At 55.4% G+C, this 19,484-nt stretch carries 17 protein-coding genes and 1 pseudogene; 9 read left to right on the top strand and 9 right to left on the bottom strand.

Going from position 1 to position 19,484, the window contains the following annotated elements; all coding sequences use genetic code 11:
- Positions 1-28 precede the first annotated feature (28 nt).
- Entirely contained in the window at positions 29-778 is a 750-nt protein-coding gene (locus tag CAP48_RS15525; RefSeq protein WP_100698295.1) for an enoyl-CoA hydratase-related protein, read from the bottom strand.
- Entirely contained in the window at positions 775-1,746 is a 972-nt protein-coding gene (locus tag CAP48_RS15520; RefSeq protein WP_100698293.1) for a nitronate monooxygenase family protein, read from the bottom strand. Before CAP48_RS15520 ends, CAP48_RS15525 begins: the two co-directional genes overlap by 4 nt.
- A gap of 446 nt (positions 1,747-2,192) precedes the next feature.
- Between CAP48_RS15520 and CAP48_RS15515 the strand changes: the two genes are divergently transcribed.
- Complete coding sequence (locus CAP48_RS15515) at positions 2,193-3,014, top strand: IclR family transcriptional regulator (protein ID WP_100698689.1); 822 nt, start codon at positions 2,193-2,195, stop codon at positions 3,012-3,014.
- Positions 3,015-3,140: 126 nt separating this feature from the next.
- Here CAP48_RS15515 and CAP48_RS15510 read toward each other — a convergent pair whose 3' ends face one another.
- Genes CAP48_RS15510 through CAP48_RS15500 form a run of 3 tightly spaced genes read right to left on the bottom strand, consistent with a single transcriptional unit; the run spans position 3,141 to position 5,993 of the window.
- The gene (locus tag CAP48_RS15510) at positions 3,141-3,563 is read right to left on the bottom strand and encodes a PaaI family thioesterase (protein WP_100698291.1); all 423 of its coding nucleotides are present in this window, start codon (positions 3,561-3,563) and stop codon (positions 3,141-3,143) included.
- A gap of 15 nt (positions 3,564-3,578) precedes the next feature.
- The gene (locus CAP48_RS15505; RefSeq protein ID WP_100698289.1) at positions 3,579-4,742 is read right to left on the bottom strand and encodes an acyl-CoA dehydrogenase family protein; all 1,164 of its coding nucleotides are present in this window, start codon (positions 4,740-4,742) and stop codon (positions 3,579-3,581) included.
- Between the two features lie 54 nt (positions 4,743-4,796).
- Positions 4,797-5,993: an acyl-CoA dehydrogenase family protein gene (locus CAP48_RS15500; RefSeq protein ID WP_100698287.1), complete on the bottom strand. Its 1,197-nt coding sequence runs from the start codon at positions 5,991-5,993 to the stop codon at positions 4,797-4,799.
- A 324-nt stretch (positions 5,994-6,317) separates the two neighbouring features.
- On the opposite strand from CAP48_RS15500, the gene CAP48_RS15495 reads away from it, so the two are divergent.
- From CAP48_RS15495 to pcaF, 6 genes are all read left to right on the top strand, one after another.
- Complete coding sequence (locus tag CAP48_RS15495) at positions 6,318-8,402, top strand: 3-hydroxyacyl-CoA dehydrogenase NAD-binding domain-containing protein (RefSeq protein ID WP_100698687.1); 2,085 nt, start codon at positions 6,318-6,320, stop codon at positions 8,400-8,402.
- Between the two features lie 212 nt (positions 8,403-8,614).
- Positions 8,615-9,793 (top strand): acetyl-CoA C-acyltransferase, encoded by a 1,179-nt coding sequence (locus tag CAP48_RS15490; protein WP_100698285.1) that lies wholly within the window; start codon positions 8,615-8,617, stop codon positions 9,791-9,793.
- Positions 9,790-11,439 (top strand): long-chain fatty acid--CoA ligase, encoded by a 1,650-nt coding sequence (locus CAP48_RS15485; protein ID WP_100698283.1) that lies wholly within the window; start codon positions 9,790-9,792, stop codon positions 11,437-11,439. The genes CAP48_RS15490 and CAP48_RS15485 overlap by 4 nt, the downstream gene beginning before the upstream one ends.
- An 86-nt stretch (positions 11,440-11,525) precedes the next feature.
- Positions 11,526-12,206, top strand: a complete 681-nt coding sequence (locus tag CAP48_RS15480) for a 3-oxoacid CoA-transferase subunit A (protein WP_100698281.1) — start codon at positions 11,526-11,528, stop codon at positions 12,204-12,206.
- A 12-nt stretch (positions 12,207-12,218) separates the two neighbouring features.
- Positions 12,219-12,857 carry a 3-oxoacid CoA-transferase subunit B gene (locus CAP48_RS15475; RefSeq protein ID WP_100698685.1) on the top strand — a complete coding sequence of 213 codons (639 nt, stop codon included), beginning with the start codon at positions 12,219-12,221 and terminating at the stop codon, positions 12,855-12,857.
- A 48-nt stretch (positions 12,858-12,905) separates the two neighbouring features.
- A complete protein-coding gene (gene pcaF / locus CAP48_RS15470; RefSeq protein ID WP_100698279.1) occupies positions 12,906-14,108 on the top strand; it encodes a 3-oxoadipyl-CoA thiolase in 1,203 nt (400 codons plus the stop codon).
- A 130-nt stretch (positions 14,109-14,238) separates the two neighbouring features.
- Here pcaF and CAP48_RS15465 read toward each other — a convergent pair whose 3' ends face one another.
- The 4 genes from CAP48_RS15465 to CAP48_RS15450 form a co-directional block, all read right to left on the bottom strand.
- Positions 14,239-14,973, bottom strand: coding sequence for an amino acid ABC transporter ATP-binding protein (locus tag CAP48_RS15465; protein ID WP_100698683.1), 735 nt, complete (start codon positions 14,971-14,973; stop codon positions 14,239-14,241).
- A 17-nt stretch (positions 14,974-14,990) separates the two neighbouring features.
- A complete protein-coding gene (locus tag CAP48_RS15460) occupies positions 14,991-15,758 on the bottom strand; it encodes an amino acid ABC transporter permease (protein ID WP_100698277.1) in 768 nt (255 codons plus the stop codon).
- A gap of 9 nt (positions 15,759-15,767) precedes the next feature.
- Positions 15,768-16,532 carry an amino acid ABC transporter permease gene (locus CAP48_RS15455; RefSeq protein WP_100698275.1) on the bottom strand — a complete coding sequence of 255 codons (765 nt, stop codon included), beginning with the start codon at positions 16,530-16,532 and terminating at the stop codon, positions 15,768-15,770.
- Positions 16,533-16,614: 82 nt separating this feature from the next.
- Positions 16,615-17,505 carry an amino acid ABC transporter substrate-binding protein gene (locus CAP48_RS15450; RefSeq protein WP_100698273.1) on the bottom strand — a complete coding sequence of 297 codons (891 nt, stop codon included), beginning with the start codon at positions 17,503-17,505 and terminating at the stop codon, positions 16,615-16,617.
- 528 nt (positions 17,506-18,033) lie between these two features.
- On the opposite strand from CAP48_RS15450, the gene CAP48_RS15445 reads away from it, so the two are divergent.
- Together CAP48_RS15445 and pssA are read left to right on the top strand one after the other, a co-directional pair.
- Positions 18,034-18,717 carry a phosphatidylserine decarboxylase gene (locus CAP48_RS15445; RefSeq protein ID WP_100698271.1) on the top strand — a complete coding sequence of 228 codons (684 nt, stop codon included), beginning with the start codon at positions 18,034-18,036 and terminating at the stop codon, positions 18,715-18,717.
- Positions 18,714-19,475: pseudogene (gene pssA, locus CAP48_RS15440) on the top strand (CDP-diacylglycerol--serine O-phosphatidyltransferase); the annotation flags it as partial. The gene CAP48_RS15445 and the pseudogene pssA, both read left to right, overlap by 4 nt.
- Positions 19,476-19,484: the final 9 nt, after the last annotated feature.

Genomic DNA, 19,484 nt, shown 5'->3' with positions numbered 1-19,484 from the left:
TGATTTATCCTATAAAAAAATGAGCGTGCTATTTTGCCAGAAAGCGACTGAACGCCGCCCGGGCTTCGGGCGAAGCCAGACATTGCGCGAAACGTTCGCGTTCGGCGTCCAGGGTTTCGGCAACCTCTTGCGCTGATGCGCGCTGCATCAGCGCCTTGGTGCTGGTCAGTGCCAGCCTGGACTGATCGGCCATTTCGCGGGCCAGTTCCTGGGCGGTGCTTTCTGCCTGGCCGGCGACAACAACCCGGTTTATCAGTCCTGCCTGCTGGGCCTCTTCTGCGGTAAACGGCATACCGCGATAAAGCCATTCATTGGCCTTGCGGATGCCGACATAACGGGCGAGCAACAGGCTGGATGCGCCTTCGGGACATAGACCCAGGGGGACAAAGGGAATGCGAAATTGCGTGCCGGTGCCGGCGACCACAAAATCACAATGCAGTAGCATCGTGACGCCAATGCCGATGGCGCCGCCTTCAACGGCTGCGATAATGGGGATGTTGACTTTGCTGATTGCCTTCAAAAACGTCAGGCCAGGACTGGCGCCTTCGGGCGCTTTGACAAAATCGTGCAGGTCGTTGCCTGCGGTGAAATAGCCGCCGGCGCCGGTCAGTACGATGGCATGCAAGTCATCTCTTGCGTTAGCCTGTGTCAATGCCGCAGTCAACGCACCATAGGTGGCGCTATCCAGCGCGTTTTTCTGTGCGGGCCGGTTGATAGTCAGTGTCATAACCCGCTGGCTAATATTGACGAGCAGGGTGGTTGTGGTGGCCTCGCTCATGACGCTTGCCCGATCTCAAGGCGCTGGCGCGCCGTCTGATATTCCTGTTGCAGTCGTTGTGCGATGGTGGCAACCGGATCGATCGAGTCAATGGTGCCCACGCCCTGACCGGCGCCCCAGACATCCTTCCACGCCTTGACCCGCGTCGAGCCAAAATTGGTGGACGATTTTTCTTCCACTTTCAGATTGTCGGGATCCAGTCCGGACGCCGTAATGCTCGGCGCCAGGTAATTGCCGGGAATGCCAGTAAAAAACGGGGTATACAAAATATCCTTGGCGCTCGCCTGGACAATCATCTGCTTGTAGCGCGGATCGGCATTGGCCTCTACGCTGGCGATAAAGCGAGTGCCGATATACGCAAAATCGGCGCCCATGGCCTGGGCTGCCAGAATGGCATCGCCATTGGTGATGGAGCCGGAAAGAATAACGGGGCCATCGTAAAATTTACGAATTTCGGATACCAGCGCGAAAGGGCTGAGCGTACCGGCATGGCCCCCCGCGCCTGCGGCCACCAGGATCAGCCCGTCAACGCCCGCCTCAAGGGCTTTTTCGGCATGGCGAATGGTCGTGACATCATGAAAGACCAGCCCGCCCCAGCCATGCACGGCCGACGCCACGTCTGTGGGCGCACGCAGGCTGGTAATAATGACAGGGACCTTATATTTTTCGCAGGCCTGCATATCATGGTCAAGCCTGTCGTTTGACGTATGAATGATCTGATTGACGGCAAAAGGCGCGATTTTTTGTTCAGGGTGCTGCTTGCGTTCCTCATCCAGCGTGGTGGTAATTTGTGCCAGCCAATCGTCCAGCAGTGAGGCCGGACGGGCATTGAGTGCCGGAAATGATCCGATCATCCCGCTTTTGCACTGCTCAATCACCATAGCCGGATTGGACACGATAAACATGGGAGAGCAAATCACGGGAAGCGACATTTTAGCGCGCAAATTTTGTACGACAGGATGAGTCATAAATACAAACCTCGATCAGAAAATATCATGGGAAATGCCTATCGTGAACCGACAAATACATCGCCCGAGAAAACGGCCGTAAGCGAAGCTCGCGTGACAATCAAATGCGACGCTAGCGCAACACCGGTGTACTGCTGACGTCGCAGACTTCGCAAAGTCTCAACAGCAAAGTCCCGAAACCCGTTCGCGCCCGTTGCTATGCGCCGGGTCGACCAAAAAATTCGAAACTATATTCTGCATTGCGGTACATTAACGCTATACAGGTACAAACGATCCGCGTTCAATAATAGACTACTCTGGAGCAGCGGGCAATGGAATTTTCTTTTTAAACATAGTATAAAACGGGTATTATTATACTTTTTGGCGAATGTGAAGCGCTAAATGCGTGGGGCATGGCCATTTTGCCTTATATTCTGCACATTGGAATTGTGCCTGCGAAATTACTTATGACATCTGACATCAGGAAAACCATTAACAAGCCGCCTTTGGCCAGTGAATATGAGGACGATCGCCACTTCATCACGGCAATCGCCCGTGGGCTTGATGTACTGGCCTGCTTTCGTTCTGGCAATAAGGTGCTGGGTAATCAGGAAATCGCCAGCCGCTGCAAGCTGCCTAAATCAACGGTTTCACGCATTACCTATACCCTGACAAAGCTCGGCTATCTGACTCACAATGAAGAGACCAGTAAATATCAGCTGGGTATGGCCACCTTGTCGCTGGGCGTGGGCCTGCTGGCAAAACTCGATATTCGCCAGGTGGCCCGGCCGCTCATGCAGGCGCTGGCGGACGAAACCCAGGGCATGGTGACCCTGGGGACACGCGACCGTTTGTCCATGCTGTATCTGGAAAACTGTCGCAGCCGGTCTGCGCTCACGCTGAGCATGGACGTGGGCGCTCGCATTCCCATTGTGTCTACCGCCATGGGTAGGGCCTATCTGGCAGAAGTGCCGCTGCAGGAGCGCGAAGAAGTTTTCGGGCGGGTGCGGGAACTGGATGAACTGGCCAGTGAAGCCTTGATGACCGGGATCGCCTCTTCATTGGAAGACTATGAACGGCTCGGATGCACCTGTTCGTTCGGCGACTGGCAAAAAGATGTCAACGCCATCGCGGTAGGATTGAACCTGGGGCGTCAGTTTCCGATCATGGCAATCAGTTGCGGCGGACCGTCCTTCAGCCTGTCCGAGCAATATCTGCTTGAAGAGGCGCGACCCAAACTGCTGGAAGTCGTGCGCAAATTGAAAGAGACGGTGGGCCAGCCTGCGTGATCGCCCAGGCGCGCTGAGGCATCGCGCGACAGACAGCAGTGTAGCAAGCCAGAATACGACATCGCGGGACAGGCCGCGGTCCTGCGGACAGCCTGAAAATAGGCTCCCGCAATCGGCGAACGCGGATCAGGCTTTTTTGTCGATCATGGAAAACAGGGCGGTGGCAAATGCCACTTTCTTGTCGCCTACGCGCAAATCACAATTGGCAAATACGACCCGTTTGCCCTTGCGTTGAATATCCACGCTCGCTTCGAGCCAGTCGCCTTCGCGCACGGGTGACATGAATTCGCAGGTCAGCGACATGGTCACGAAAGCCACCGGCTCGTCATGGGCGTGGAGAATGGCATCGCCAAATGCATTATCGGCAACGGTCATGACAAGGCCGCCGTGAGCGACGCCGACCTTGTTCAAATGCGTCGGCTTTACCCGGATGCCGATACCCACGTGGCGTCCGTCGATCACCTTTTCATAAAATGGCCCGGTCAGGTCTGAAAAGGTGCTGAAACGGTTCAGCAGTCGATAGTGTTCGGGAATATTCTGGTCAATCATGTTACGGGTGTTTCCTTAAGCGGCGTCATTATCTTTTTGCGAAGTCAGCAAGCTATCACTATATCGTTGTAAATGAAAGTCCGGATCGCCATATTGGCTGTTTAGCACTGTGACGCGTTTGAAATAATGCGGAACGATCAGCTCATCGGTCACGCCCATGCCGCCATGCAGTTGCACGGCTTCTTCGCCGACGTGGCGGGACAGTCTGGCCAGCAGCACTCTTGCGCCGGCAGCTTTGACGATGCGCTCTTGCGGATCGTCGCTCGCCAGGCTGATGGCGGCCAACAGCGCCATGGAGGTTGCCTGTTCTGCCGCAATCGCCATATCGGCCATGCGATGCTGCAGGGCCTGGAAGGTACCGATGGCCACGCCAAACTGCTTTCGTGTTTTCAGATATTCCAGAGTGGCTGTGTTCAGCGCTTCAATCAACCCGGCCGCTTCGGCCGAGAGCGCAGCGTGGGTGGCGGCCAGCGCCTGCATGATGGCCGGGTAAGCCGTATCTGCGGCGCCGATAAGGGCTTCTTGTGGCAAGCGGGCGTTTTCCATGACAAGGTCTGCCGCCTGATGGCCATCATGCAGCCGGTAAGATTTGAGCCTGATGCCCGGATGGCCGGCCTTGACCAGAAACACCGACAGGCCATGGCTGTCATGGTCCTGACCGGCTGTCCTGGCAGTGATCAGCCAGTGGTCGCATACCGGGGCGTCAATCACCATGGCCTTGTGACCATTCAATATCCACTCGTCTGCCTGCTTTACTGCCCGCGTATGGATGCGCGACTCCTGGTAGCGTGACTCCACATCATAATGTGCAAATGCAAAGCGGGTCGAGCCATCGGCAATGGCGGGAATGAGTACGCTGCGTTGTTGCGGTGTGGCGTGCTGCTGCAGGAACGAGCCTGATAGTACGACCGTGCTGATGTAGGGTTCAAGAATGAGTCCTTTGGCCAACGAGCGCATCACCAGGTAGGTGTCCAGTGCTGTGCCGTCCAGGCCGCCGTCCTGTTCGGCAAAGGGCAGGGCCAGTATGCCCAGTTCCGCAAAGGCAGCCCAGGCGCCTTCGTTTTCATGACGGTTCGCGGCAAGGTTTTTCCGGCGCTGTTCGAATGTATAGTCTTTGTCGATAAAGCGGGTAAGCGTATCCTGCAATGCAAGCTGTTCTTCGGTAAAGGTAAAGTCCATGTGGATGACTCCGTAGCGTATTCTGTTCTGTATCGGGAAGGGATGGCGGGCCGTTTACAGTCCCAGAATCATCCGGCAGATAATGCTTTTCTGCACTTCATTGGATCCGCCGTAGATGGTTGTTTTGCGGTAATTGAAATATTGTGCCGTCATGTGTTCCTGCTCCTGCGGGAACGCTGCGGAAAGTTCGTGTACCTGATCGTCCGGCAAAATATGGGCCGCCGCATACGGGCCGGCGACCTGCGATGCCAGCGCAGTAATAGCCTGCTGGATTTCGGAACCTTTGACTTTCAAAATGGAGGCTTCCGGCCCGGGCGCGTGGCCGCCGCCTTCTTGCGAAATCAATTTCAGATTGGTTATTTCAAGTGCCATCAAGTCCAGCTCGACCTGTGCCAGGCGATCGCGAAAGCGCATATCGTGTAACAGCGGCTGGCCGTCATTGCCGATTTGCCGGGCGGCCGCCGTTTTGACCTGCTGCAGCGCCGCCTTGGAACGGCCAACGCGGGCGATATTGGTTCTTTCGTGGCCCAAGAGAAACTTGGCGTAGGTCCAGCCTTTGTTTTCTTCGCCGATCAGATTGGCAGCGGGGACGCGCACATTCTCAAGCCAGACTTCATTGACTTCATGCCCGTCGTCCAGCATGATGATGGGGCGCACCGTGATGCCTGGCGTTTTCATGTCGATGAGCAGGAATGAAATGCCTTCCTGCTTGCGCACTTCGGGATTGGTGCGCACCAGGCAGAAAATCCAGTCGGCATGCTGAGCCAGCGTAGTCCAGGTTTTCTGGCCATTGACAATATAGTCGTCGCCATCGCGCACCGCCGTTGTTTTGAGCGAGGCCAGGTCAGAGCCTGCACCCGGTTCGGAATACCCCTGGCACCACCAGTCCTGGCCGGACAATATGCGCGGAAGAAACCGGTCCTGTTGTTCCTTGCTGCCATATTTCTGGATCACGGGCGCGACCATTTTCAGTCCGAAAGGCAATTGTTCCGGCGCGCCGAAGGCGGCACATTCTTCTTCAAAGATATGGCGTTGCACCGCGTCCCAGCCGGTGCCGCCGAACGCCACCGCCCATGACGGGGCGCCCCAGCCTTGTTCAAACAGACTGCGCTGCCATTGCTCGCGTTCGTCTTTTGACAGCGGCAGGCACTGCCGCGTTTTGTCACGAACATGGGCAGGCACTGCGGTTTGCAGGAATGCGCGAACGGAATCGCGAAAGGCCAGTTGTTCAGTGGTGTAGCGGATATCCATGGACGGAAATTCCTTTTCAAATTATTGAGCAGCGCAAGCAAAACCGCCGCCGTTGCGGTCAGCGGCTGGCTTATTTTTATTTATTCTGCACTGTGGAATACAAAATTGATTTATGGAATTGATTATAGCGAGCAATGGATTAAATGGAAAGACAGGGATATCAAAAACATGGAAATGCTTTCAGCCTACAATTCGCTTTACACTCGTGGGTGGCACGGAGTATTATCAAAGAATTATCAGGGTACGGAAATTCTGCTATGCGAAACAAAAAGGCGTAGTGACAACGTGCCGTCTTTTCATCAGGCCGGAACAGGAGACATCGCCATGGAGCATGCGTTTTACAAAGAACAGGACGGGGTTGCCGTTATTACTTTCAATAATCCGCCCGTAAACGGGCTTAGCCATGGGTTGCGCAAGGCCATCGTTGAAGGTGTTGATCGCGCCAACAGCAATGCGGCGATCCGCGCTATCGTGCTGGGCGGATCCGAGAGAGCGTTTTCGGGGGGCGCAGATGTGACCGAGTTTGGCACGCCCAAGGCGCATCAGGCGCCCACACTGCGCACGGTCATAGAAGTGCTGGAGCAATCGGCCAAGCCGGTTGTCGCTGCCATCAATGGCGTATGCCTTGGGGGCGGGCTGGAGCTCGCGCTGGGTGCGCACTATCGTGTTGTTGCCGCTGCTGCCAAGGTGGGTCTGCCCGAAGTCAAGCTGGGTATTCTGCCGGGTGCAGGCGGGACCCAGCGGCTGCCGCGCGTTGTGGGTCTGGAAAAAGCGCTGAACATGATTGTGTCAGGCCAGATTGTCAAGGCAGCGTCATTGGTGGAGACTGCTTTGTTCGATAAAGTGGTCGATAGCGATCCCCAGGCGGCGGCGATTGACTTTGCCAAAGGGCTGGCGGCAGATGCGCCGCGCAAACGGGTCCGTGACCTGAAGGTCAACGATGCGGATGCCGATGCCTTGTTGCTCAATGCCCGCAATGCGGCCAAGGCCGCTTCGGCGCGCTTTCCTGCGCCGGCAGCCTGCGTTGAGGCCGTCGCGGCCAGCACTCAGATGCCTTTTGACGAGGGTCTGGCCTTTGAGCGCCGGCACTTTACCCAACTGCTTGCTTCGCCAGAATCATTGGCGTTGCGCCATGTGTTCGCGGCTGAACGCGCGGCCACCAAAATTCCCGATGTGCCGGCCGATACGCCCTTGCGTCCGATCGCCCGGGTCGGCGTGATCGGCGCCGGCACCATGGGTGGCGGCATCAGTATGAATTACCTGAATGCCGGTATACCCGTGGTCCTGCTTGAGCAAAAAGAAGAGGCGCTGCAGCGTGGCGTGGCGACTATCCGCAAGAACTATGAAAACACCATGAAGAAAGGGCGGATTACGGCCGAGCAAGTGGAAGAGCGTATGAATCTGCTCAGCACGACGCTGTCCTATGACGCATTGAACGAAGTAGACCTGGTCATCGAAGCGGTCTTTGAGGATATGGGTGTCAAGGAAGTGGTATTTCGCGAACTGGATCGTGTGATCAAGCCCGGAGCGATTCTGGCTTCCAACACGTCGACACTGGACGTCGATCAGATTGCGGCGTTTACCAAACGTCCGCAGGACGTGATCGGACTGCATTTTTTCAGTCCGGCCAACGTGATGAAACTGCTGGAAATTGTACGTGGTGACAAAACCGCCAAGGACGTGCTGGCCACATGTATCGATATGGGCAAAAAGATCGGCAAAAAGCCGGTTGTCTCGGGTGTATGCGATGGCTTTATCGGCAATCGCATGCTGTATGCCTATCGTGATGCTGCCGATGAGGTAATGCTGCAGGGCGCCGCGCCTTCGCAGATTGACCGTGCACTGGAAAACTTCGGCTTTGCCATGGGGCCGTATCGTGTTGGCGACCTGGCCGGACTGGATATCGGCTGGGCGATTCGCAAGCGCAAGAAGCAAGCCGATCCAGCCGGGTATGAAGAGGTCGTCGCCGATCGCCTGTGCGAGGCGGGCCGCTTCGGGCAGAAAACGGGTGCAGGGTGGTATCGCTATGTGGCCGGCGATCGCAAGCCGCAGGTTGACCCTGAGGTGGAAAAACTGATCGAGACTTTCCGTCAGGAAAAGGGCGTCACACCACGCAAGATCAGCGACCAGGAAATTGTTGAGCGTTGCGTTTATGCGCTGGCCAATGAGGGCGCGAAGATTCTCCAAGAGGGTATTGCACTGCGAGCGTCGGACATCGACATTGTGTACCTGAATGGCTATGGCTTTCCGCTACATCGTGGTGGCCCCATGCACTATGCGCAGCAGGCAGGCCTGTTCAATGTTGTCCGGGCGCTACGACAGTTCGGCGCAAACTCAGCCCGTCCGCAGGCGTGGGAGGTGGCTGCGTTGCTGGACGAACATGCCCAAAGCGGTGAGCCACTTAAATAAAAAAAGCATGGCGGCGGGCAAGTAAGGGCCCCCGCCTTTTTTATCATTGCAAACAGAATAATCGGACTGTCTGATTTTGGAACGCCGGCCGCCTGGCGGCAGCTGGAGCCGGCATCATTCAAGCATTCCGATTGAATACGATTGAATTTATGTTGACCGGGCCCGGGATCGCTTAGCGGCGATAAGCGACGGGTCCAGCCTGGAGAAGAGACATGAGAGAAGCAGTAATCGTTTCCACTGCGCGCACCGGATTGGCAAAATCCTGGAAAGGCGCATTCAATATGACCTACGGCGCAACCCTGGGCGCCCATTCGGTGTCGCACGCGGTGGCGCGTGCCGGCATTGATCCGGCTGAAGTCGAAGATGTCATTATCGGCTCGGCCTTGCCCGAAGGAACAACGGGCGGCAATATTGCCCGCGCCATTGCCTTGCGCGCCGGATTGCCGGTAAGTTGCGCCGGTGTCACAGTCAATCGCTTCTGCTCTTCGGGGCTGCAGGCAATCGCCATGGCGGCGCAGCGCATTATTGTCGACCAGGTGCCGGTTCTGGTGGCAGGCGGTGTCGAAAGCATTTCCTGCGTGCAGAATGACGCCAATACACTCATGCGTCAGGATCCGTGGTTGCGCGAGCATAAGCCCGAAGTGTACTGGAGCATGTTGCAGACGGCAGAGACCGTTGCCACGCGTTATGGTATATCGCGACAGGTGCAGGATGAATACGGCGCCCGCAGTCAGCAGCGCGCAGCCCGTGCGCAGGCAGAAGGCCTGTTCAGTGAGGAAATCGTACCCATGACAACTGTCATGAGTGTCTTTGATAAAGCCACTGGCGGCATATCCCGCCGTGAAGTCACCATTGCTGCAGATGAAGGCATCCGGCCAGATACGACGCTCGAAGCGGTTTCCAGGATTCGTCCGGTATTTCCGAAAGGGTCGATTTCTGCCGGTAATGCCAGCCAGTTTTCGGATGGTTCATCAGCATGCGTGTTGATGGATGCTGAATTGGCGCGCCAGCGTGGCCTGGCACCATTGGGCATCTTCCGCGGATTTGCCGTTGCTGGTTGTGAGCCCGATGAAATGGGAATCGGGCCGGTCTTTGCGGTGCCGCGCCTGCTGCAGCGGGCCGGGCTGAAGGTGGATGATATCGGTTTGTGGGAATTGAACGAGGCGTTCGCCTGCCAGGTACTGTATTGTCGCGACAAACTGGGCATTCCCGATGACCGGCTCAACGTTAATGGCGGTGCGATCGCTGTGGGCCACCCGTACGGGGTGTCGGGAGCGCGCATGGTCGGCCACGCTCTGATCGAGGGCAGGCGCCGAGGTGTCAAATATGTCGTGGTCACCATGTGCATCGGGGGCGGTCAGGGCGCAGCCGGGTTGTTCGAAGTGGCATGACCAGGCCCGATTACTCCGCCGTCTGGCCGCGTGGGCGCAGCAGCACGCTCAGTATTCCCGAAACGGCCCTGCACGCCAATCTGGAGATATCGGCGCAACGCTATCCGCAGAAAACATGTCTGGTGTATTACGGCGCGACCTATAGTTACGGACAGGTGCTAGAACAGGTGCAGGCGCTGGCCGGATTTTTGCAGTCTGACTGCGGCGTGCGCAAGGGTGATCGGGTGTTGTTATATATGCAAAACAGCCCGCAGTTTGTGCTAGCCTATTACGCCATACTGCGGGCAGACGCGGTGGTTGTGCCGGTTAACCCGATGAATCGTGCCGACGAGCTGCAACATTACATTCGTGATACCGGCGCCACTGTCATCATTTACGGACAGGAATTGCACGACCAGGTTGCTACGCTTGGCGCGTTTGCGCCCGCGCACAAGCTGGTTGCTGCCTATCACGATTACCTGCCTCAGGCGGGTACAGACCAGCGTGTACCTGATGTTGTTGCCACGCCGGCGCAGCCACTGACTGGCGATGGACTGGTGCTTTGGCGCGATGTCCTGGCTGGCGGCTATGTGCCTCTGTCGTCAAGCGCGCTGTCCGCAGACATGGCCGTCATGCCCTATACCTCGGGCACCACCGGACATCCAAAAGGCTGTATCCACACGCATCGCTCCACCATGTACAACACGGTATCGGCCGCGGTGTGGTACGACGGCGGAAACCAGGACGCAGTGTATCTTGGCGTGTTGCCGTTTTTCCATGTAACCGGGATGGAAGGCGTCATGAACAGCGCAATCTATCTGGGTGCAACTATCGTTATCATGACGCGCTGGGATCGGGTGGTGGCGGCCCAATGCATCGAACGGTATCGTATTGGCCGGCTGGCGCTTATCGCACCGATGGTGGTGGACTTGCTGGCCATGCCCGATTTGCATGACTATGACCTGTCCAGTATTGCGCGCATCAGTGGCGGCGGGGCAGCCATGCCGGAAGCGGTTGCAGAAAAACTGCAGCGTGATTTCGGACTCACGTATATTGAAGGTTACGGAATGTCTGAAGTCATGGCGCCATCGCATATCAATCCGGAGCGGCATCCGAAACGGCAATGCCTGGGTATTCCGATTTTTGATGTGGATTCACGCATTGTTGATCCGGCCACGCTGCAGGAGGTGCCACAGGGCGAAGTCGGTGAGATCGTGGTGCATGGTCCGCAACTGATGCAGGGCTATTGGAACAGTCCGCAAGCAACGGCCGAGGCCTTCATTACCATTGATGGCAAACGCTTTTTACGCACCGGAGATCTCGGGCGCATGGATGAGGACGGCTACTATTTTATGGTGGACCGGCTCAAGCGTATGATCAATGCCTCGGGTTTCAAGGTCTGGCCCGCTGAAGTGGAGTCCATGATGTATGCCCACCCGGCGATTCTCGAAGCCTGCGTCGTGGGCGTGACTGACGAAAAACGCGGTGAAACCGTCAAGGCCTGGGTGGTGTTGCGAGAAAACAGTCGCGGCCGTGTCAGCGAACAGGACATTATTGACTGGTGCCGCGAAAAAATGGCTTCGTACAAAGCGCCACGACTTGTCGTTTTCACAGACGCGCTGCCGAAAACCTCGTCGGGAAAAGTCTTGTGGCGCGCGCTTGGGTAAATAACACGCACGAAATATGAAATAATGGCTTGCAGCAGCAATGGCACAAGCACAGTTACAGATAAAAGAAAACACAGGTATAACAGATGATTAATAAATTTTTGGACGATATCCACGAGGCGCTCGCCGATGTCTTTGACGGCGCCACCGTGCTTATCGGCGGATTCGGTGGCGCGGGCCATCCGACAGAGCTGATCCATGCCCTGATTGATCAGGGCGCGAAAGAGCTGACCGTCGTCAACAACAATGCGGGCAACCACGATACGGGCCTGGCTGCGCTGATCAAGGCAGGCCGTGTTCGTAAGATGATCTGTTCCTTTCCTAAGGCATCTCATTCCTATGTCTTCAATGAAATGTACAAGGAAGGAAAAATCGAGCTCGAATGTGTCCCGCAAGGCACGATTGCCGAGCGGCTGCATGCGGCCGGTGCCGGTATTGGCGGGTTTTATACTAAAACCAGCTACGGCACGGATCTGGCAAAAGGCAAGGAAACACGCAATATTGATGGCGTGAACTATGTATTTGAAAAGCCGATCCATGGCGACTTTGCGCTGGTCCTGGCCGAGAAGGGGGATCGCTGGGGTAATCTGGTTTATCGCAAGGCGGCTCGCAATTTCGGGCCGGTCATGTGCATGGCGGCCAAAACGACGATTGTGCAGGTCAAGCAGAAAGTCGAACTGGGCCAGCTTGATCCGGAAACGATTATCACCCCCGGAATTTTCGTGAATCGGATTGTTCAAGTCGCCAATCCGGCCGTCTCCAGTTAAGCAGGTCATATGATGAATAAATTGAACAGAAACCAAATGGCCGAACGTCTGGCCAAAGATATCGCTCCCGGCAGTTATGTCAACATCGGCATCGGCATGCCGGAGCTGGTTGCCAATTACCTGAAGGCAGAAGATGAGATTCTTTTGCATAGCGAGAACGGTATTTTGGGCATGGGCCCGGCCGCCACAGGGGACGACATTGATGCAGAGCTCATCAATGCCGGCAAAAAGCCCGTGACATTGCTAACCGGCGGCGCATTCTTTCATCATGTCGATTCGTTTGCCATTATGCGCGGCGGACACTTGGATCTGTGCATCATGGGCGGCATGCAGGTATCTGCCGGCGGCGATCTGGCCAATTGGTCGCTGGGCCGGCCCGGAGAGCCACCTGCGGTGGGCGGGGCCATGGATCTGGCAGTCGGCGCCCGCAAGGTATATATCCTGATGGAACACAATGCAAAGGATGGCTCGCCCAAGATTCTGGAGAAATGCACGCTGCCGGTGACAGGCCTGGGCGTCGTCAGCCGTGTCTATACCGATATTGCGGTGCTGGAAGTTACAGCAGCCGGTATGACAGTTGTGGAAAAACTAGTTGATATCACAAACGAGGAACTACAGTCGCTGACCGGCGCAAAATTGATCTTCGCCTGACCGGCAGCAAGATACCAGTATCAGATTGAAATAACACAGAGGAAATGTATGAATAACGCTTATATTTGTGATGCTGTCCGTACGCCTATTGGCCGTTACGGCGGCGGCCTGTCCACCGTTCGCACCGATGACCTGGCTGCGCTGCCGATCAAGGCATTGATGGAACGCAATCCGGGCGTAGACTGGAGCAAAGTGGACGATGTCATTTATGGCTGCGCGAATCAGGCTGGCGAAGATAACCGCAATGTGGCGCGTATGGCGCTTTTGCTGGCAGGCATTGATGTACAGGTGCCCGGCGCGACACTGAATCGGCTTTGCGCCTCCAGTCTGGATGCGGTAGGGACAGCTGCGCGGGCGATCAAGTCCGGTGAAGTTGACCTGATGATTGCCGGTGGTGTCGAGAGCATGTCGCGTGCCCCGTTTGTCATGGGCAAAGCCGAGTCTGCGTTTGCGCGTACCGCTAAAATTGAAGATACGACAATCGGCTGGCGATTCATTAATCCGAAAATGAAAGCCGCCTTTGGCGTGGATTCCATGCCGGAAACGGCTGAGAATGTCGCTGACGATTATAAAATTTCCCGCGCCGATCAGGATGCCTTTGCATTGCGCAGTCAGCAGCGTGCAGCAAAGTCTATTGCAGATGGCATTTTCAAGGACGAGATCATTCCTGTCAGCGTGCCGCAACGCAAGGGCGATCCGGTCGTGGTCGATACCGACGAGCATCCGCGTGCTACCTCGGCCGAGGCGCTGACCAAACTCAAGGGCGTGGTGCGCGCTGACGGCAGTGTGACTGCGGGTAATGCATCGGGCGTCAATGACGGTTCCTGCGCATTATTGCTGGCCTCGGATGAAGCCGTCAAAAAATACGGCCTCAAGCCCAAGGCTCGCGTGGTGGGTATGGCTGTGGCCGGGGTCGCGCCGCGCGTGATGGGCGTGGGCCCGATTCCTGCGGTGCGCAAGGTACTGGAAAAGACGGGCATGAACATTGAGCAAATGGATGTGGTCGAGCTCAATGAGGCCTTTGCCGCTCAAGCCCTGGCCGTGACGCGTGACCTGGGCCTGCCGGACGATGCCGCTCATGTCAATCCTAATGGTGGCGCGATCGCCCTGGGGCATCCGCTGGGCGCCTCCGGCGCGCGCCTGGTAACAACCGCGATGTATCAATTGCAGCGCACTGGTGGCAGGTATGCCTTGTGCACCATGTGTATTGGTGTCGGCCAGGGCGCCGCTGTTATTATCGAACGCGTGTAACCAGGCAGCCTGTCCCGCAATGGGCACAAGCCGCTCCATGACCGGTCTGGCGGTAACAGCGGCAGGGCGGAATAAAAAAATCGGGCAAAGTCATTGCCCGATTTTTTATCATTTTGCGAGGCTCTGCGGATTAATGCCCGAGGATTTTTGACAGAAAATGCTTGGCTCGTTCCGAGCGTGCTTGCTGGTTGCCGAAAAACTCTTCCTTGACGCAATCTTCGACAATTTGTCCTTCGTCCATGAAAACCACGCGGTCAGCCACTTTGCGGGCAAAACCCATTTCGTGGGTGACCACCATCATGGTCATGCCTTCCTTGGCCAGATCGACCATGACGTCAAGCACTTCGTTCACCATTTCAGGGTCAAGCGCAGAAGTCGGTTCATCAAACAGCATGGCCATGGGGTCCATGGCGAGCGCCCGGGCGATGGCGACACGTTGTTGCTGCCCGCCTGAGAGCTGGCCTGGGAACTTGTCTTTATGATCAATAAGCCCCACGCGATCCAGCAGCTTGCGACCGCGTTCCATGGCTTCGTCCTTGGAGCGATCCAGAACCTTGATTTGCGCCAGCGCCAGATTTTCCATCACGGAAAGATGCGGGAACAATTCGAAATGCTGAAACACCATACCGATTTTCGAGCGCAGTTTGGGCAGATCCGTTTTCGGGCTTCCGACCGAGATCTCGTTGAAGAAAATCTCGCCCTTCTGGAAGGGTTCCAGACCGTTGGCCGTTTTAATCAGGGTGGATTTGCCTGAGCCCGACGGACCGCAAACTACCACAACTTCACCTTTGTTGATTTCGGTTGTGCAATCGGTCAGGACCTGGAATTTTCCATACCATTTACTAACGTTTTTAAATTCAATCATAGCCATGGAGAAATACCTTATCGAATAATCGTCATACGCCGATCGACCACTTTGACCAGACGAGAGCAAACTAAAGAGATAACAAAATAAATAGCAGCTGCAAAGATATACAGCTCAACCGGGCGCCCGGTAATGTCGGCGTTAATGCGGGCCATGCCCAGCAGGTCATTGAGCGACAGTACCGTCACCAGAGACGTGTCCTGGAAAAGCACGATCATTTGTGTGAAGATCACAGGCATCATATTTCGGAATGCCTGCGGCAGCACAATCAGCCGCATAACCTGAAAGTAACGCAAGCCCAGCGCATAGCCAGCCCCGACCTGCCCACGGGGGATCGACTGGATTCCGGCACGCATGATTTCGCAGAAATAGGCCGCTTCAAACAGGGTAAAAGTAATGACTGCGCAGGTAAAGCCGTTCAGTGGTCGCGAGACCAGTCTGGCCGACTCATTGCCATTGACATAAGTCTCCCACATGAAATCGGACCATCCCAGGATATAGGGCACCAGGAAAAAGAACCAGAACAGGATCAGGATCAGGGGCAGTGAACGCATGACGTTCACGTAAGAGCTGGCAAAAAACCGGAACACCCTGATCGATGACAGACGCATCATGGCCAGGATGGTGCCCCACAGAAGGGCAAGAACGGTTGAGTACAGCGTCAGCTTCAGCGTAAAGACCAGGCCTTCCTTCAGTAGGGCCGGCGCCGCCTGCTGGATAACGCCCCAGTCAAAGGCGGCAACGCTGACAGATGACGCAGAGATAAGCAAATCTTGAAAATTCATCGTGTGCTCCTACCCTTTGCCTGAAATAAAGCCAGGAACACTGAAAAAACGTTCAACGGCTGACATGACTACCAGAATCAATAAGTTGATGATGACGTACAGGGCAGTTGCCGCCATGTATGACGGGAATGTCTGGAATGTGGATTCCTGCATGGATGCTGCTGCGCCGGTAATTTCGAGCAGACCGATGGTATAGGCAACCGAAGAGTTCTTCAGCAGGTTGAGCATTTCAGAAGTCATTGGCGGTGTAATGATACGCATTGCCATGGGCAACAGTACATATCTGTACATCTGCACACGGGTCAGACCCAACGCCGTTGCTGCCATGGACTGACCTCGCGGTAAGGAACGAATGCCCGATGACAGTTGAATAGCGATCCGCGAAGAGGTAAACAGGCCCAGGCACAATACCGCTGGCCAGAATACGGAATAGGGATACTGCATGCTGATGATCGCCTTGCCCATGGATTCGGGCAGCACTTGGGGCACCACGTAATACCAGAGGAACAACTGCACCAGCAGGGGAATGTTTCGGAACAGCTCGACATAGGCTGAACAGAATCGGGATACCAGTCGACTCTGGCTTGTTAACCCGATACCGACGGCGACACCCGTGATGAAGGCAAGCACCCACGCGATCGCAGACAGCTCCAGCGTCCATAGCACGGCCGTCGTGAACGCTTCCAGATACGTATTTCCGCTAGGGGATATCTGGCAAAACAGGGACGCGTTATCGATATTGGCCGGGTCACAAAATAATGTGGAAATTGACATAATTTGATACGCAATTTATAGAAAACAAAAAACGGCACAAAACCCGCTTCCGCTGTGTTTTGTGCCGTCGGACAGAAACCGGTTATTGGTAAGTGGCCGGGTCTGGAGAATCTGTTGGATTGGCAAGCGCTTTTTTCAGCGATTCTGACATAGGCAGATTCATATTGATGTTCTTCGGAGGAATGGGGCTTTCAAACCATTTTTTGTAGAGCTTTTCGATTTCGCCGCTTTTGATCATGGCGATTACCGCGTCGTCCACCGCTTTCTTGAACTCAGGATCATCCTTGGGCTGAATCATCGCGTAAGGCTCGATCGTGAGCGCTTCGTCGCTGACGGCCCATTTGTCAGGGTCTTCTGAGTTGGCAACCAGGCTGGCCAGCAACACGTCATCCATGAAGAACGCTTTGGCACGACCGGCCTGAACTGTCAGAAAGGCGCCCGCGTGGTCTTTGGAAGGAATAATGTTCATGCCCAGGTTTTCCTTGGCATTGGTGGCGGCGAGCCATTTGATGTTGCTGGTGCCGGCGGTGGAAGTAACTGTCTGGCCCTTGAAGCCGGCCACATCCTTGATATTGTCAGCCTTGGCCGATACAAAGCGCGTTGCAGTCACGAACGTGGTGGGCGCAAAGCTGACCTGCTTCTGGCGCTCTGCGTTGTTGGTTGCTGAACCGCAAGCCAGGTCAATCGTGCCGTTCATGATCAGCGGGATACGGCTGGCCGATGTCACAGGAACCTGTTTGACCGTGAGTTCGATACCCAGTTGTTTTTCGAGCGCCTTGACGATGCCGTCACAGATTTCCTTGGAGTACCCGATTGGCTTTCCACCGTCCAGGTAGGAAAAAGGAATGGAGGAGTCGCGATGACCCAGAGAAATTGTTTTTGTACTTTTGATTTTGTCCAGACGGCCTTCGGCGTGGGCAGACAAACCAATTGAAGAAATAAGTGCAGCAAGCACGAGACTTGATAACTTCATGGATAACTCCTTTATAACGGTGTTGCTAGTATGAACGAAATGCTCATGCTTAGGGTTCAGGTTTTACCCTAATTTTTAAGAACTCTTTTTCTGACTAAAACCGCAGTTGTATTTTTAATGGATTTTAACGTACTTTCAAACAATATATACATATGGATACATATTGCATTGTGGTGTCAAGCGAATGCACCAGAATGGCTTTGCCGATGCACGCACGCAGGGCGGTTTTCGTCTGGCAAAGAACGGGCGACTACTTTTGTTGAAGAATGAGTCTTTGGTTTGATAAAGAACGTCTATTGCTGATGATATATGTTCCTTGTGATGAGGCCAATGCGGCTTGCCGCCTTGGGATCGGCCACGCCCATTGTGCAGTTAGCTGGTTTCAGAGACGCGTGGCCGCCTTCGACTTGCAGCATTGGGCATGAAAATGCGGCTTGTGATACAAAAATTGCACATTTGGTGTATCCCCATTCTCCGCAAGGAGTGTTTGCGACTAAAATGACGTTTTAATTTGTCGGCAACCATTGCATGTTTAAACCATCCTACCCGCATCCTGTTCTGGCCCGAGAGGGCTGGCCCTTTATCGCCGGGTCTCTCATTCTGGCGTTGCTGGTGTCTTTTTGGTCTTTTGGCGTCGGGCTGATTTTCTGGCTGCTGGCCATTTTCGTGATTCAGTTTTTCCGTGATCCGCAACGCCAGGCGCCAGACGGCGAGCGGGTCGTGCTGTCGCCCGCTGACGGGCGCATCGTGTCGGTCGACAAGACGACCGATCCCTATACGCAGCACGAGGCCCTCAAAATCAGTGTGTTCATGAATGTGTTCAATGTGCATTCCAATCGTTTCCCGGTCAGTGGCCGGGTAACCCAGGTTCAATATTATCCGGGCTCTTTCGTCAATGCCGCGCTTGACAAGGCGTCTGTGGAAAATGAAAGAAATGCCGTGCATATCAGTCTGGATTCAGGCGAGCATGTGACCGTTGTGCAAGTGGCTGGCCTGGTCGCCCGTCGTATTCTGTGCTATGTCAAACCTGGTGATACCCGTGGCGCCGGCGAGCGTTATGGATTCATCCGGTTTGGCTCGCGCGTCGATGTCTATCTGCCGCCCGATTCGCGACCTCGCGTGGCTATCGGCGACAAAGTGTCTGCCACATCCACGGCCTTGGCCGATTTGCCGCAACTGACTTCAACTGGCAATCAGAGCAACCAGCCATGAATGAAAATCTGCCACGTCCGCGCAGCGCCGTTTACCTGCTGCCCAATGCGTTTACGACGGCCAATTTGTTTGCCGGTTTTTACGCCGTCGTGCAGGCCATGAGCGGACGCTTCGAGGTGGCAGCAATCGCAATTTTCGTGGCGATGGTTCTGGACGCCATGGATGGGCGCGTGGCGCGGCTGACGAACACCCAGTCGGCTTTTGGCGAGCAATACGATTCCATGTCGGATATGGTGTCTTTTGGTGTTGCGCCGGCATTGGTGATGTATCAATACCAATTGCAGGCGCTGGGGCGCTGGGGATGGATCGCCGCGTTTATCTATGTGGCCGGTGCGGCGCTGCGTCTGGCCCGTTTCAATACCAATATCGGCGTGGTCGATAGCCGCTTTTTTCAGGGATTGCCCAGCCCGGCTGCCGCTGCCCTGGTCGCGGGTTTCGTCTGGCTATCTGTCGATAATCGTATCCCCGACTACGAGTCGCTGGCCTGGCTGACTTTCGTCATGACCGTTTATGCAGGCATCAGCATGATTTCCAATGCGCCGTTTTTCAGCGGCAAATCGCTGGCGCTTGAGAAAAAGCTGTCACCGCAAAACATCATGCTGGTGCTGGTGCTTGTTTTCGCTTTTGTCTCATCCGATCCGCCCATTGTGCTGTTTTTGCTGTTTATCGTGTACGGGCTGTCGGGCTGGGTCGTCTGGTACTTACGTTGGCGCCGAGCCCAGAAGCTGCACGATAGTCGTCGCGAAAGCCGAGAGGCAGAGGCGGCG

The organism is Advenella sp. S44 (genome assembly GCF_002810445.1).
Lineage (GTDB): Bacteria > Pseudomonadota > Gammaproteobacteria > Burkholderiales > Burkholderiaceae_B > Advenella.
The sequence above is the reverse complement of the archived record's forward strand: the minus strand, read 5'-3'. Positions and strand labels throughout refer to the sequence as shown.

Bases quoted from the DNA above. Each gene is read 5' to 3' on its own strand.
- CAP48_RS15510 (WP_100698291.1), bottom strand. From the start codon at position 3,563: ATGATTGACCAGAATATTCCCGAACACTATCGACTGCTGAACCGTTTC.
- CAP48_RS15520 (WP_100698293.1), bottom strand. From the start codon at position 1,746: ATGACTCATCCTGTCGTACAAAATTTGCGCGCTAAAATGTCGCTTCCC.
- CAP48_RS15515 (WP_100698689.1), top strand. From the start codon at position 2,193: ATGACATCTGACATCAGGAAAACCATTAACAAGCCGCCTTTGGCCAGT.
- CAP48_RS15465 (WP_100698683.1), bottom strand. From the start codon at position 14,973: ATGATTGAATTTAAAAACGTTAGTAAATGGTATGGAAAATTCCAGGTC.
- CAP48_RS15480 (WP_100698281.1), top strand. From the start codon at position 11,526: ATGATTAATAAATTTTTGGACGATATCCACGAGGCGCTCGCCGATGTC.
- CAP48_RS15505 (WP_100698289.1), bottom strand. From the start codon at position 4,742: ATGGACTTTACCTTTACCGAAGAACAGCTTGCATTGCAGGATACGCTT.
- CAP48_RS15450 (WP_100698273.1), bottom strand. From the start codon at position 17,505: ATGAAGTTATCAAGTCTCGTGCTTGCTGCACTTATTTCTTCAATTGGT.
- CAP48_RS15460 (WP_100698277.1), bottom strand. From the start codon at position 15,758: ATGAATTTTCAAGATTTGCTTATCTCTGCGTCATCTGTCAGCGTTGCC.
- CAP48_RS15485 (WP_100698283.1), top strand. From the start codon at position 9,790: ATGACCAGGCCCGATTACTCCGCCGTCTGGCCGCGTGGGCGCAGCAGC.
- CAP48_RS15525 (WP_100698295.1), bottom strand. From the start codon at position 778: ATGAGCGAGGCCACCACAACCACCCTGCTCGTCAATATTAGCCAGCGG.
- CAP48_RS15490 (WP_100698285.1), top strand. From the start codon at position 8,615: ATGAGAGAAGCAGTAATCGTTTCCACTGCGCGCACCGGATTGGCAAAA.
- CAP48_RS15445 (WP_100698271.1), top strand. From the start codon at position 18,034: ATGTTTAAACCATCCTACCCGCATCCTGTTCTGGCCCGAGAGGGCTGG.
- CAP48_RS15495 (WP_100698687.1), top strand. From the start codon at position 6,318: ATGGAGCATGCGTTTTACAAAGAACAGGACGGGGTTGCCGTTATTACT.
- CAP48_RS15475 (WP_100698685.1), top strand. From the start codon at position 12,219: ATGAATAAATTGAACAGAAACCAAATGGCCGAACGTCTGGCCAAAGAT.
- pcaF (WP_100698279.1), top strand. From the start codon at position 12,906: ATGAATAACGCTTATATTTGTGATGCTGTCCGTACGCCTATTGGCCGT.
- CAP48_RS15455 (WP_100698275.1), bottom strand. From the start codon at position 16,532: ATGTCAATTTCCACATTATTTTGTGACCCGGCCAATATCGATAACGCG.
- CAP48_RS15500 (WP_100698287.1), bottom strand. From the start codon at position 5,993: ATGGATATCCGCTACACCACTGAACAACTGGCCTTTCGCGATTCCGTT.